The following is a 13569-nucleotide window of genomic DNA, read 5'->3' as shown; positions in this document are numbered from 1 at the left end:
CGACCTGCCGTTCAACGCCTCACCCTCGAAAGCCATGACCGCAGAGACGGTCAGTGGCTGAAGTATGCAAAGACAGGACAAGCGTCATGCAGCATCTGACCATTTCTCAGCGTCTCGATCGCCTCAAAGTCCGTACCGCCGAACTCGCCCATTGGCGAAACAGGGACACTGTCGTGATCGATGGCTGGACCTTTGAGGGCATGCCTATAGCGCATCAGCAGGATTGGCCGCACCGCGAGGGAGTCGTTCATTTTGCAGCGAAGGCGCAGGCGCCAAGAGAGTGGCCGTTCGAGGATATCCGTCTGCAGCTTGATCTCGGCGGCGAAAGCCTGATCACACTTTCCTATCCGGACGGCCGGTCCGAAACCTTCGGTCTTGATCCCTATCACCAGGAATTCGAGGTAAGGAACCGCGATTTCTCGATCGCGACCGACAGTGTCGCGCGGTTTCCCTTCGGCGAACCCAATCGTCATCCGAAGCTCAATCGCGCAAGGCTTGCCTGCCTGGACCTGCCCGTCCACCGCCTGCACCTTCTCTTGCGTCAGATCGCCGAGGCAATCGAGGCCTTGGGCGAACACGAAGTGATCCCGCATCTCATGGACGCGGCCGAAGAGGCGCTCCGCAGCCTCGACTGGCCGTCGGCGACCGCGGCCTACATCTCCCGAACCTCCGGGGCAGAATTCCAGCAGAAAATCTGGCAGCTGCCGGAGCTTGACGAATATCCGGCCGGCCTGACAGGCGAGCAGAGCGCCTTGGCCGGCGAGGCCTTCGAGGCGCTGACCGCACAGCTGAAAGGATTGCAGAAGCGGTTCCCGCCGAATGGTGAGTTGATGCTGTCGGGGCACGCGCATATCGATCTCGCCTGGCTTTGGCCTTACGACGAGACGCGCCGGAAGATGCGCCGCACCTTCAATACGGCGTTGTCCCTGATGGAGCGTTCCGACGATTTCCGCTTCAACCAGTCGACGGCGCACTATTACGCGCAAATGGAGGAGGACGATCCCGAACTGCTGGAGCGTATCAAGAGGCAGGTTGAGGAAGGCAAGTGGGAAACGGTCGGCGGCATGTGGGTCGAGCCCGACACCAACATGCCGACCGGCGAGAGCCTCGCCCGCCAGTTGCTCTATGGCCAGCGTTACTTCGAGAAGATGTTCGGCACGCGGCATACGGTTTGCTGGCTGCCGGATTGCTTCGGCTTCTCCGGTGCACTTCCGCAGATCCTTCGTCTCGGTGGGATCGACAGCTTCTTCACCATCAAGGTGAACTGGAGCGAGACGAACCGTTTTCCGTCGGATCTCTTCTGGTGGAAGGGTCTCGACGGCAGCAAGGTCCTGACCCACACATTCGACAATCCGATGCAGGGCTACAACGGCTTCGTGCGGCCGGATTGCTTCGTGCCGACCTGGAAGAATTTCCGCGGAAAGACGCAGCACGAGACATCGCTGCTTGCGGTCGGATACGGAGACGGCGGCGGCGGCGTGACGCCGGAGATGGTAGAGCGCGAAGTGCAGCTCCGCGACTTTCCAGCCATCCCGYAGGCGCGCTGGGGCACCGTCAAGGCGTACTATGAAGGAGCGCACAAGACGGCGGCCGACAAGGACCTGCCCGTATGGGACGGTGAGATCTATCTCGAGCTGCACCGTGCGACATTGACCACGCAGAGCGGCGTCAAGCGCATGCATCGCCAGGCCGAGCGCGCCCTGATCACGGCCGAGACGCTGGGTTCGTTGGTCCATCTGATCGGCGGCGAGGCGCCGCGGAGCTTTGAGATGGATTGGCGCATCGTCCTGAAGAACGAATTCCATGACATCCTTCCAGGTTCCAGTATCCGCGAGGTCTATGTCGATGCGGAGCGAGAGCTTGGAGGCGTGCTCGAGAGCGCCAGGGCCGAACAGGAGAAGGCCATGGCAGCGCTGACGTCGAAGCTTTCGAAGGGGGGCATCGCCAATGCCGTGGTAGCCGCAAATCCGTCGCTTTGCGTCCGGCCGCTGAATGTCAGGCTGGGGGACGGCACGGTGCTCTCGACGGGCGATATGGTCGCGCCGCTTTCGGTTGCTGTTTTCGACCGCGCCGCGCTCCGGCCCTCAAACGAGTTGAAGGCGCGCGCGCATACCCTTGAGAACGCCTATCTGTCCGTAACGATCGGCAAGGATGGCGCAGTGTCCAGTCTGGTACACAAAGCCACCGGCCGCGAAGCGCTGGACGGCTCCGCAAACCAGCTCTGGGTGTATCCAGCCGACAAGCCGCGCAACTGGGACGCCTGGGATGTTGACGCCGACTATGCCGAGAAGGGCATTCGCCTGGACAGGCCCGAGAGCATTACGCTCGCGGAAAGCGGGCAGCATCGCGCGGCAATCCGCGTGGTCTATCGCTATCGGGATTCGAGCGTGACCCAGACCTATGTACTGACCGCCAATGCCAGGCGTCTCGACATCGAGACGACAATCGACTGGCATGATCGCCGCACGTTGCTGCGCACCCTCAATCCGGTCGCGGTTCAGTCGCGGACGGCCACGTTCGAATGCGCCTTTGGGGTGATCGAGCGCGCGACCCACAGGAACACATCCTGGGATCAGGCGATGTTCGAGGCGGTAGCGCATCGCTTCGTCGATATCAGCGAGCCCGGCTTTGGCGTTGCGCTCCTGAACAACGCGAAATACGGCCACAGCACGTGCGGCAACGTGATTGGCATGAGCCTGGTGCGTGCGCCTGTCTATCCGGATCCCTTGGCCGACGAAGGGGAGCAGGTTTTCACCTATGCACTGATGCCGCATGAAGGCACGTGGCACGACGGCGGCGTTCTCGGCGAGGCAATCGATCTCAACCAGCCGCTCGTCTGCGTTGAGGCAGAGGGGTTGGCGGCCGGCTCCGTTCAGCCGCTTGTGGTTGAAGGTGTGCCCATCGCGCTCTCTAGTCTGAAAAGCGCGGAAGAGGGTGACGGCCTGGTTCTGCGTCTTTACGAACCTGCCGGACGCCGGGGCGATCTTGTTCTCAAGGTGCCACATGGCTGGAAGCCCTCGGGTGCTTTGAACATTCTCGAAGAGCCCATGCAGAGGCAAGGTCCGGCAGAGATCATGCCGTTTGAGATTCGCACCTGGAAGCTGCAGAAACTCTGATCCAAAGAAACCTGGATTGAAGACGTTGGTGTCCCATGGCCTTGCCTGAGCAGGACTTGCACTCATGCGCTATCGCCCCTTGAAGGCGGTGGCGAATTTCGGCGCCCGGCGCTGGCCCTGCAGTGAGTTCGAGGCCTCCAAGGCTATTCGTGAGTATATGCGCAAGCACCTCAATCTGAAGAGAGAGGATCACTTGGTGGTCTCCTATTGGCGCAGCGAAACCAACGTGGCCCCGATCGCTGGAGTTTAAGACGTCTTCATGCAATGGGTGTCGCGACGACTTTGTGCAAAGCGGTCACTCTGAGCGATCTCGTTGGCGCCTGGAACTGGACCTCGCGGTTAGCGCCGTCTCGCCGCGACATCTATGTCCACGCTACCGCAGGACGGGAGCGTTGCTTTGGGCTATTTGTAGGCGTAGGCCGCAATTGAAGGAGACGCCGGATGGACCGAAAAACGAACAACGATCAACCGGTGGCCGAAATAGGTATCCTGCGCCGCCGCACGATCGAGGCGGCGGTCATCGCGCCGATCTACGAAGAACTCGTCGCGGAGATCGGCGAGGCACGCGCGCAATCCGTCCTCGACAGAGCGATCAGCAAGGCGGCCATCGCGGCGGCCGAGACGTTCGCAGCACAGACGCCGGGCGGCACCAGCCTCGCGACATTCCAAGACTTGCAGACGCTGTGGACGCAGGATGATGCCTTGCAGATCGAGGTGCTGAAAGCAACGGACAAGGAATTCGACTACAATGTCCACCGCTGTCGCTATGCCGAAACCTATCGCGACATGGGGCTCGGAAAGGTAGGACACCTCCTCTCCTGCAATCGAGACGCAGTCTTTTGTCAGGGATATGACCCGCGCATCAAGATGAAGCGAACGCAGACCCTCATGCAAGGGGCGACGCATTGCGACTTTCGCTACACCTTCAGTGATCCGGCAGAGGCTTCGGAGTGAAGCTGGCATGCGGTTGAATTTCGCCACCTCCACATATCTTCCAACCCGATCTGCAGCGTGAGTACCAATCATGAAACTACAGCTTATTCGCAACGCGACGCTCAAGCTCGAGTATAGCGGCCGAACTGTGCTCATAGACCCGTTCTTCGCACCAAAGCACAGCCGTCCGTCGTTTGCGGGTCGCTCGCTCAATCCGCTGGTTGAACTGCCGGTGAGCATCGACACGATCCTGTCAGGTGTCGAGTTCGTGGTCGTTTCTCATTTGCATGAGGATCATTTTGATCCGGTCGCTCAAGCGGCAGTGCCGAAGCATCTTCCGTTGCTTTGCCAACCGGTTGATGAAGAGACGATCAAGGCGATGGGTTTTTCAAACGTCATATCGCTCGACAAGGATTTCACTTGGCAGGGATTGGAGTTCACCCGCCACGAGGCAAGCCATGGTCTTGGCCCCGTCGTCGAGAAAATGGGCTTCGTCATGGGCTTCGCTCTGGAAGCTGTCGGTGAGCCGAAGATCTACTGGGCGGGCGACACGGTGTTTTATCCGGCGATTGCCACAACGCTTAAGACCACCCGCCCCGACATCGTCGTTACCCACTCCTGCGGCGCGCGTTGGGACGGTGACCTGATTGTCATGGATGCAGAGCAGACCCTTGCTGTATTGGAATGCGCCCCGGCAGCCACCGTCATCGCAACCCATATGGAGGCGCTCGACCACGCAACGATCGATCGCCGCCAGCTGCGCGAGGCAGCGCGCCTCAACGGTATTGCCGATAGCAGGCTCGTGATCCCCAACGATGGCGACATTCTGACATGTTGACGGCTCAGATCACATCGGGCACGACCCACAAGCGCGGTCATGTCAACTGCGGAGCAACGGAAGCAGTTGATCGCCCTGCCGTCTTATCTCGGACAGGTACGGCGTATCGGACAGCACAAAGTGGGTGATACCGAGATCCTGATACTTGCGCAGCGACCGGGCGACCTCTACCGCCGAACCGACCAGCCATGTGGTGCCGGCCCCTCCGCCACCGAACTTGCCCGGCGCCGTGTAGAGGTTGTCGTCGAGCACCTCGCCACGCTCGTGTAGATCGAACAGGCGCTTCTGGCCCACCGCAATTTCTCGCCGGTGATCGTTCCAGCCGTCGCCTTTGCTCCTGGCCATCGCTGCCACCTTGGCTTCGGCATCGGCCCAGGCCTCCTCGGGGGTGTCGCGGACCAGTGTTGTGATGCGCAACCCGAACTCCAGTGGAGGGATGTCGCGGCCAAGCTGCCCGCTGAGTGCCTTGAGCCTCTCAATTCGCTCGCGGACGTCGTCCAATGGTTCGCCCCAAAAGAGCTGCACATCGGCCTCGGTAGCCGACACGCGCTCGGCCGCCTCCGAGGCGCCGCCGAAATAGAGCTTGGGGTGGCGACGGTTGTCTTGAACCTTAATGCGCGGCACCACGGTGGATCCGGTCACCCGGAAATGTTCGCCCGCATAGGTGACATTCTCTTCTGTCCACAGCCGGCGAACCAGCCGCATGAACTCCTTGGTGCGGGCATAACGGTGTGCCTGATCGCCTTCGCAGTCGCCGTACGCGGCAAGGGTGTCCTTGCCTGACACGATGTTGATACGCACGCGCCCCCCGGTCAGGTGGTCCAGCGTGGCCGCGGCTGAAGCGAAGTTCGCAGGCCGCCAATAGCCCGGGCGGACCGCAATGAGCGGTTCGAAGGTGGTGGTGCGCGCAGCGAGCGAGGCTGCAACTGTGAAGGTATCGGGTCGGCCCCATCCGGTGCCGATCAGCGCGCCTGTCCAGCCGTGCTCCTCAAGCGTCCTGGCCTGACTGGTCAGCGTTTCCAGGCTGTTGTGGTTCTCGACGACGGAATCGCCGCGGTGGCCGGGAGTGACGTCGTTTGGGATGTACCAGAGAAATTCGGAATTGCTCGTCATGTTGGACCTGCTGTTGCGTGTCGGGATCGCCGGGGCCGGCTTGGTTACTCTCTATGAGTTGGATGACTTGGCGGATCGGATAGGCGATATCCGGTGACGCGGAGGCCATCGAACGACTGTCCACATGCGTGGAAGATGCGCGCCGCAAAATTAAGAGCTTCTATTCTATAGAATCACTTTACAATAGAATGTCTTTTCTACGTTGTTCGATATCAGCGGAGGTCGGCGATTATCAGGGGTATCTTCTGCAATTGGAACCCGTGCGACGATCCAAAAATCTCCACGGGAAAGCCGCCCTTGCCATGCCTCAGCGCGCAGTAATGCCAGTGCGAAAAAGGAATGCGAGTATGGTCACTCGCAACGACAAACCTATGTTTGCAAAAATGGGCGGCGCCTACAAGGTTTCGCAGAATGCTGCGTCGAAGAGGAGACTCGCAAATGGCCATCACTCGCAAGGAAGAAGAACGCGCGCTCAACACCGAGGAACGCGAAGTCGTCAATCAAACTCGCCATCCCGAGATTCAAAGCCTGGCTGACGAGGCCTTGAACGTGATCTTACGGCGACTGCGCGATATGCGTGACAAAGCCAAGTCGCATGCCAACCAGCAACGCCGTGAGATGCGGGGAAAGTCGGCGCCGAAAGGTGCCGTTCCCAGAGCCTCTGATGTCGGTTCGCGACTAAAAGTTTCGGTCCTTTCGGTGAGCTTGAAGAGGCTGAACGCGGAAATTCAGCGGCGCGTTGAAATGTCTAAGAACCACTCCCTTGTCGAGAATGCCCAGCGCGCACTCGAATTTAAGTTGCAGGCCCAAAAGAGCAAGATCCCTTTCAATACTCGACACGCCAACCAAGGCATGCGGGATATTGCAGGCAAGAAAGTCAACTCACTCATAAGGCCCGGAGAGCGGGGACGGCTGAGAAAGGCTTCGGCAGTGGCGCAAGCGAAGCGAGATGGGGCGCATGGTTAGGTGCGTGTGAGTATGCCTCCGCGGAATGAACGAACGGAGCTTGGGTGCGTTTAGGATCAGCCCAAACAAAACGAGGAAGCACCATGAACAAGATTTTTCTCTTTGCTGCGGCGGTCTCCATCGCCGCTGTTCCGGTCGCCAACGCTGCCACCATGCATAAGCAGAGCACCCGCTCCACCCACGTCGTAGCCGAACCAAGGCAGCGTCTTGGCACACTGTCGTGCGAGGTCGCGGGGGGCGTCGGGCTTATCATCGGGTCGAGCAAATCAGTCGATTGCACTTTCAAGCAGAGGTCCGGAAAAACTGAGCGATATGCCGGCAAGATCGGTAAACTCGGAGTTGATGTCGGCGTTACGGGCAAGACCTATCTGAGTTGGGTGGTCCTGAACAACGCACCAACCCGAGTAGGCGAGGGCGCGCTTGCAGGCACATACGTTGGTGCCTCGGCCGCTGCATCAGTCGGCGTGGGACTTGGAGCAAACGCCTTGGTCGGTGGCAACAGCAAGAACTTTGCCTTGCAGCCCCTTAGCACCGAAGCTGGCACCGGGCTGAATGTCGCGGCAGGCGTCTCGCGTCTGCAGCTTCAACGGGTGCGTTAATTTAGTCCCATTTGGTCAAGCGGCGGCTCTTTGGTCGCCGCTTTTCCCGGTGAGTGGCCATTCCTTCTGGGACGAGGGCTTCTTCGTTTGCCTATGGACGGACGCCAGTGTACGAAAACATGCGCTCCCACAGCGGTGGGCTAGTTGTTCCACCTTTTCGTGACATTACACACCCTCAGTCCGGATTTGGGACGACCGGAGGCAGCCTGTCGTCTGGTGCGCGCTCGCCTAAGGGTTCCGAGGCTGGGACGCCGTCGACGCCTTCCCTTGCCTTGCCGATGCCCACCGGACGCTTGCGCTGCTCATCAATGCCGGGTCCGGAAAGTTCGTCGTCCTGCGTGTCGGCTTCGATTGACCACGGCGGCAGGAGGTCGTCGCCCGGTACCTCGTCGGTGTTCAGGTGGTTTTTGCGTTCGGCCATCATAAATCTCCTCCTTGCGGAGAACCGCGCACCTTTCGCAGGCGAGCCGCCGACTTTGGCAAAAGATCCCGCCTCGTACTGTAAGACCGTGACGAACATTTCGTTCTCCTTTGACGGAAAAACCCGCGCCGACAAGGTTGGTTCCCATTGCCTTGGAGCATACCGACACGACTCGATTGGCTCGTTGTTCACCGCCGCCGCTGAAGGTGCTCTTGAGGAGGGTAGATGCGTCGGTCAACGAAGTGAACTTGAAACGAAGGGTTTGGGAACGCACGACGCGATCCGCGACGAAAACTGCTGTCGAGGGATTTGACACTGGAACCGCGCTTGCCGGATCATCGCCCGGCCAGGTGGACGAGGACGCTTCCACTCAAACACCGACCTTAGCCCAAAAAGCCGGAAAACCAGCCCGCGAGAAGGACGCCTCCCAGTGCCATCCCAATCAATATCCATACGCCGCGCCCGTGTTTCGGCGGTCTCCCGGAATAGCGATCAGGGTTGGCCATCGTGCTTGCCTCCAAACACAAAGCTCGGCTCGGCCGCCGGCTGGGCTCTTCAGGCTTCAAGCTGAGCGGATAGTGCGCCCACGATGACCTTGAGTCCAGTAAGAAACCCCGCCGAGTGGCGGGACAATTGCACGTGCTGAACATCGCGCCAGGGTGCTTCGATGGATATCGACATAGGCGGTCGCGTTCCGTTTCATCGGCGCGGGGTCGCTTTGTGAGGATAGTGCTCCCATCGCCCCCAGCGCGTCCCGACGGTGTCCCCGATTGTGCGGCGCCGATCTCCCTGGTTGGCGAGGGGCGATTTTTCGTTTCAGCCGGGTCTGCTTTTCTCCGGTTTGTGCGGATAATGCTCCCAACACCACCAGAGCGTCTCCGCGTTGACCGCCGAGGCGAAGCCGAAGCCTCCCCATTTGCTGCACCCCTCCACGCAGCATAGATGCTCGACATGGACATTGGCGCCAGGCGCTTTTGTGTGACCCTCAATCGACATTCTGAGTGCCTTTCGTTCCGTCTCGTCTCATCGGCGGGTTCGAGGCTTACCGCGCCGTTGGCTCGTATCCTTGATGTCCCAAATGCCTGCGTCGAACCTGGGGCCAAGGCCACTCCTTGGCGCCTATCATTCGGTAGCCGTTCGGCTCGACCATCCCATCCACTTCGGCCCATCCGCTTCGCGATCGGGCCATATCAATCGCCATTTGTACTCAGGCCGGTGGTCCTCGCTCATGTTCCTTTTCTGTTCCTCCCATTTCGCAAAGTCAATCTGGACAAAACGAATCACCTGCCATTTAGTAATTTGCGGCATGTCAAGAAGGTAAAGCGTCATGGATGGAACTCGTATTCCCATTGCTCCCCTTCACGTTGAAATCGAAGGGATCGCCAGGTATCGGCAAGCCGAAACGGTCGAGGACCTTGCGGCAATGCTTCTAAGTTCTACCTGGACAGGCGCAAAAGGCCCGCCGTTTAACCGCGCTCTCGTGACTTCATTGGAGGCACTTGAGTTTTACACGGACGCAAAAACGGCTCGCGCGGCGTTTGTCACAGCCGCCCATGCGGCGGGGATGCATGTGCTCCCCGATGATATGGACGAAGTGAAGAAGGCAGGCTAGCGTCTAACCCCAGCTGGCATTTCACACGTCGGACATACGCACAAAAAACACAACAATTCTTCGAGCCTCGGACTTGCCGGCATGTCCGCACCTGCCTAGTTTTGCGCTTGCCGGGTGCTTGCCCAGATCATGCAAGTAGGCGAGGGTGGTGGCGCGGCCACAAGCCGGTGAGGTATGTTCATGTGGCGTTAAGCATAGGGGCTCCATATGTCTCTCAGGGGTTGGGAAACCTTGTGAGCTCGTTCTCAACTGGAGACGCAATGAAGAAGATCGTTCTGTCCGCGCTTGCGGCAGTCATACTAGCCAGTGGCATGGTCGCCACAGCAGACACCGTTGCCGCCCAGGAGTGGCGCCGTCGACCACACTACGACGACTACCCGCCACCACCACCCCCACGTCGCCATCATGATCACGGCAATCGCGATGCCATTGTTGGCGGCTTGGCGGCTGGCGTCATAGGCGGCCTCATCGGTGGTGCAATCGTCAACAATAACGGTCCGCGTTATATAGATCCCCCGCCGCCGCCTCCGCCGCGTTGCTGGTTTGAAGACCGACAGGTACCCAACGCCTACGATGGCGGATGGCACATGGAGAGCATGAGAGTTTGTCGTTGAGTCTTGATGACGGCGCGTTTCCTGATGGCCCGGGCTCAGCTCTTGGTGCCTATCCTTGGCCAGGTATCCGACAGCCGGTAGCCTCCTGGCCATGGATCTGAAGGTTCGAGCATCAACTGATGCGTGCCGGTGATCCAAGCGCGGCCCGATATCAATGGATAGATCGCATCGAGCCTGCCGATCTTCGTTGTTGAATTGATGCCGCAGCGGAATTCGGAGCCGATGATCGATGTCGCGACATAGGTCTCGCCGACTGCCATTTGACCGCGCGCGTGCAGCACCGCCATGCGGGCCGAGCAGCCGGTGCCGGTCGGCGAGCGGTCGACCTTGCCCGGCTGGATGACCACGGCGTTGGCGCCGGTCAGCACATTGTTTCGGCGCGTCAGCGGGCCGGCGACCTGGCAGAACGAAATATGGTCCCAGCCGGGATTTTCGGGATGTGAAAAGCCGAGCTGCTCGTTGGCGGCGGCGGTGATCCGTACGCCGGCCTCGGCGATCTCGCGCGCTTCGTCAGGTTTCACGTCGAAACCCAGCGCCTTGGCATCGACGATGACAAAACTATCGCCGCCATAGGCGGTATCGACCGTCAATGTGCCGAGCCCGGTCACCTCCAGCGATACGCCGAGCTTGTCGGCGAACGAGGGTACGTTGCGTACGGTGATGCGCTCCGCCTTGCCGTTCTTGCAGTCGGCCGTCACCTCGACCAGTCCGCCGGGTGCCTCGAGCGTGATTTTGGTAACCGGTTCGGTCATCGGAACGATGCCGCTGTCCAGCAGGACCGTTGAGACGCAGATCGAGTTCGAGCCGGACATTGGCGGCGTGTCAGCCGGCTCCATGATGATCCAGCCCATTTGCGCCCGCGGATCCTTTGGTGGCACAAGAAGGTTGACGTGGCGGAAGACGCCGCCGCGCGGCTCGTTCAAGACGAAATTGCGCAGCGTCTCGTCCTTCGCGATAAACCGGGACTGCTCCCAGATCGTTTCGCCCGGTGGCGGCAGCACGCCGCCCACGATGACATCGCCGACTTCGCCCTCCGCATGACAGCTGACGACGTGAATAATCTTCGACGTGTGCATTCGATCTCTCCCTTGACGACCTTAGACCTTGGCCAGCGCCGTCAGCATCTCGTAGTTTTGAGCCGATAGTGGAATGCCGTCGGTCGCCGCCTTGGCGCGGGTCACATGCCGACGGTCGCCCGGCAAGCGCTCCTGGCCCGCCTCCAGGACGAGATCGCAGATTTCGGCGACGCGGTGGGCAAAGGCATTGTTKCCGCCGCGTTCCGGATCGATGACGACGAAGAATTGGCCAGTGAACGGCGTCTGCGCGCCCTTGTGGCCGCTCCAGTCGAACTCGCCCGAGAAATAGCCGCCCGTCAGCGCGGCGCCGAGGATCTCGACCATCAGCGCGATCGAATTTCCCTTGTGGCCGCCGAAGGGCAGAAGCGCCCCGCCGTCGAGGATGGCCCTGGGATCGGTGGTCGGCTGGCCCTCACGGTCGACACCCATGCCCAGCTTCAGATCATGGCCGGCGCGGGCAGCGATCTGCACGTCGCCATGGGCAATCGCACTGGAGGCCTGATCGAAGACGAAGGGGGCCGCGCCTTCGCGCGGCGCCGCGAAGGCGATCGGATTGGTGCCGAACACCGCCTTCCTGCCGCCATGCGGCACGACGCAGGCCATGCTGTTGACCACGCTCAGCGCCACCAGGCCCTCATCGGCAAACGGCTCGACGTCTGGCCACAACGCGCTGAAATGATGCGAGCGACGGATGGCCAGAACCGCAACGCCATTGGCTTTGACCTTTTCGATCAGCAGCGGCCGGCCGGCAAAGAAGGCTGGCTGGGTAAAGCCGCCATTGGCATTGACGCGCACGAAGGCGGGACCGCAATCCTCGACCTCCGGCACCGCCTCGCCATCGACCCAGCCGCTGTTCAGCGATGAGAGGTAGCCGGGTATGCGGAAGATGCCGTGGCTCAGCGAACCATCGCGTTCGCAGGACGCGCAGTTTTCCGAAAGAATGCTGGCACTGTGTTCCGATACGCCATTCTTAACGGAGACGCGCAGCAGAAGTGCTGCGAGATCGTTGTAGGCGAGGTGGATACTGGCACCGTCGATCATGTCATTCTCTCCGCCGCGCCGTTGAGGCGCTGATCGACCAGCGTCAGCCAATAGCGCACGCCGTGTATGATCGCATCGTCGTTGAAATCATAGGTCGGGCTGTGCAGGTCGGCACTGTCGCCGTTGCCGAGCCAGATCATTGCGCCTGGACGTTTGTTCAGCATGTAGGAAAAGTCCTCCGAACCCATCGTCGGCGGCCAGTCCGTGTCGACATTGTCGGCGCCGGCGACAAAAGTGGCGGCTTTTGCCGCGGCCCTGGTCTTGACGGGGTCATTGACGGTGACCGGATAACCTGGCCGCCAGTCGATCTCGGCTTGCGAGCCAAAGGATTTTGCGGTGCTGGTGACCACCTCGCGAAAACGCTCCTCAACCATCCGGCGGGTGTCGGACTGCATGGTGCGGATCGTGCCGCCGATACGGATTGCGGCCGGAATGACGTTGAGCGCGCCCGGATTGCCGCCTTCGAGATAGGTGATTGACACGACGACCGGATCAAAGGGATTGGTGAAGCGCGAGGCGATCGCCTGCAGTGCCACGATCATCTGCGCTCCGGCGAGCACCGGGTCATGGGAAAGATGCGGGTAGGCGGCATGGCCGCCCTTGCCGTTGATCGTGACGACAAAACGGTCGCCGCCTGCCATCATCGGGCCGCTGCGGATCGCGAAGGATCCGACATCGAGGCCCGGCTGGTTGTGCATCCCGTAGACTTCCTCGATGTCGAACCGTTCGAGCACGCCTTCCTCGATCATCACTCGCCCGCCGCCGCCGCCTTCTTCAGCAGGCTGGAAGATGAGCACGACTTTGCCGGGGAAATCGCGGTTGGCGCAAAGCTGCTTTGCTGTCGCCAACAGCATGGCAGTGTGGCCGTCATGCCCGCAGGCATGCATCATGTTCTCCACCTTCGAGGCATGCGGCAGGTTGGTCTGCTCGGCCATCGGCAAGGCATCCATGTCGCAGCGCAATGCTATCGTCCGACCCGTCCCCATTGTTCCGTTGATGACGGCAACGACGCCCGACTTGGCGATCCCGCCGGCGACCTCGTCGCAACCGAACGCGGTGAGCTTTTCCATCACCAGGGCTGCAGTCTTCGGCAGGTCGAACAGAAGTTCGGGATACTGGTGGATGGTCCGGCGCCAGTTTTTCGCTTCGTCGGCCAGTTCATTGAGAGATAAGGGGACGAGAGGGGTATCGAAAGTCATGCTGTCTCCAATTGTCAGGCGATTGCTGCCCGGCGGAGGGC

At 60.6% G+C, this 13569-nt stretch carries 14 protein-coding genes; 8 read left to right on the top strand and 6 right to left on the bottom strand.

Annotated elements, in window-relative coordinates; genetic code table 11:
- Positions 1–86 precede the first annotated feature (86 nt).
- The 4 genes from AC1DMK_RS23370 (at position 87) to AC1DMK_RS23355 (ending at position 4887) form a co-directional block, all read left to right on the top strand.
- Positions 87–3116, top strand: a complete 3030-nt coding sequence (locus tag AC1DMK_RS23370) for an alpha-mannosidase (protein WP_477862382.1) — start codon at positions 87–89, stop codon at positions 3114–3116.
- Positions 3117–3180: 64 nt separating this feature from the next.
- Positions 3181–3366, top strand: a complete 186-nt coding sequence (locus AC1DMK_RS23365) for a hypothetical protein (RefSeq protein ID WP_477862380.1) — start codon at positions 3181–3183, stop codon at positions 3364–3366.
- A gap of 191 nt (positions 3367–3557) precedes the next feature.
- A complete protein-coding gene (locus AC1DMK_RS23360) occupies positions 3558–4070 on the top strand; it encodes an L-2-amino-thiazoline-4-carboxylic acid hydrolase (protein WP_477862378.1) in 513 nt (170 codons plus the stop codon).
- Positions 4071–4140: 70 nt separating this feature from the next.
- Positions 4141–4887: an MBL fold metallo-hydrolase gene (locus AC1DMK_RS23355; RefSeq protein ID WP_477862376.1), complete on the top strand. Its 747-nt coding sequence runs from the start codon at positions 4141–4143 to the stop codon at positions 4885–4887.
- A gap of 42 nt (positions 4888–4929) precedes the next feature.
- Here the strand turns inward: AC1DMK_RS23355 and AC1DMK_RS23350 are convergent, their stop codons facing one another.
- Positions 4930–6000 (bottom strand): LLM class flavin-dependent oxidoreductase, encoded by a 1071-nt coding sequence (locus AC1DMK_RS23350; RefSeq protein WP_477862374.1) that lies wholly within the window; start codon positions 5998–6000, stop codon positions 4930–4932.
- A gap of 438 nt (positions 6001–6438) precedes the next feature.
- Here AC1DMK_RS23350 and AC1DMK_RS23345 point away from each other — a divergent pair, with 438 nt between their 5' ends.
- Positions 6439–6966 (top strand): AGE family epimerase/isomerase, encoded by a 528-nt coding sequence (locus AC1DMK_RS23345; protein ID WP_037058028.1) that lies wholly within the window; start codon positions 6439–6441, stop codon positions 6964–6966.
- An 83-nt stretch (positions 6967–7049) separates the two neighbouring features.
- Positions 7050–7565, top strand: coding sequence for a DUF992 domain-containing protein (locus AC1DMK_RS23340; protein ID WP_037058030.1), 516 nt, complete (start codon positions 7050–7052; stop codon positions 7563–7565).
- A gap of 175 nt (positions 7566–7740) precedes the next feature.
- On the opposite strand, the gene AC1DMK_RS23335 is transcribed toward AC1DMK_RS23340, so the two are convergent.
- Both AC1DMK_RS23335 and AC1DMK_RS23330 read right to left on the bottom strand, forming a co-directional pair.
- The gene (locus tag AC1DMK_RS23335; RefSeq protein ID WP_477862372.1) at positions 7741–8085 is read right to left on the bottom strand and encodes a hypothetical protein; all 345 of its coding nucleotides are present in this window, start codon (positions 8083–8085) and stop codon (positions 7741–7743) included.
- Positions 8086–9108: 1023 nt separating this feature from the next.
- A complete protein-coding gene (locus AC1DMK_RS23330) occupies positions 9109–9315 on the bottom strand; it encodes a hypothetical protein (protein ID WP_477862370.1) in 207 nt (68 codons plus the stop codon).
- Between AC1DMK_RS23330 and AC1DMK_RS23325 the strand changes: the two genes are divergently transcribed.
- Both AC1DMK_RS23325 and AC1DMK_RS23320 read left to right on the top strand, forming a co-directional pair.
- Positions 9314–9598 (top strand): DUF982 domain-containing protein, encoded by a 285-nt coding sequence (locus AC1DMK_RS23325; protein WP_037058032.1) that lies wholly within the window; start codon positions 9314–9316, stop codon positions 9596–9598. The genes AC1DMK_RS23330 and AC1DMK_RS23325 overlap by 2 nt on opposite strands.
- Before the next feature lie 260 nt (positions 9599–9858).
- Positions 9859–10212 carry a hypothetical protein gene (locus AC1DMK_RS23320; protein WP_080725417.1) on the top strand — a complete coding sequence of 118 codons (354 nt, stop codon included), beginning with the start codon at positions 9859–9861 and terminating at the stop codon, positions 10210–10212.
- Between the two features lie 35 nt (positions 10213–10247).
- On the opposite strand, the gene AC1DMK_RS23315 is transcribed toward AC1DMK_RS23320, so the two are convergent.
- From AC1DMK_RS23315 to AC1DMK_RS23305, 3 genes are read right to left on the bottom strand one after another with little or no spacing between them, the layout of a single operon-like run.
- Positions 10248–11288, bottom strand: coding sequence for a trans-3-hydroxy-L-proline dehydratase (locus AC1DMK_RS23315; RefSeq protein WP_477862368.1), 1041 nt, complete (start codon positions 11286–11288; stop codon positions 10248–10250).
- A 21-nt stretch (positions 11289–11309) separates the two neighbouring features.
- On the bottom strand, positions 11310–12329 hold the full coding sequence (locus AC1DMK_RS23310) for an Ldh family oxidoreductase (protein WP_477862366.1): 1020 nt from the start codon (positions 12327–12329) through the stop codon (positions 11310–11312).
- Complete coding sequence (locus tag AC1DMK_RS23305) at positions 12326–13528, bottom strand: M20 aminoacylase family protein (RefSeq protein WP_477862364.1); 1203 nt, start codon at positions 13526–13528, stop codon at positions 12326–12328. Before AC1DMK_RS23305 ends, AC1DMK_RS23310 begins: the two co-directional genes overlap by 4 nt.
- Between the last annotated feature and the right edge of the window lie 41 nt (positions 13529–13569).

This window comes from Rhizobium sp. 05L419, from assembly GCF_056397845.1.
This window is presented reverse-complemented; position numbering and strand designations above follow the sequence as displayed.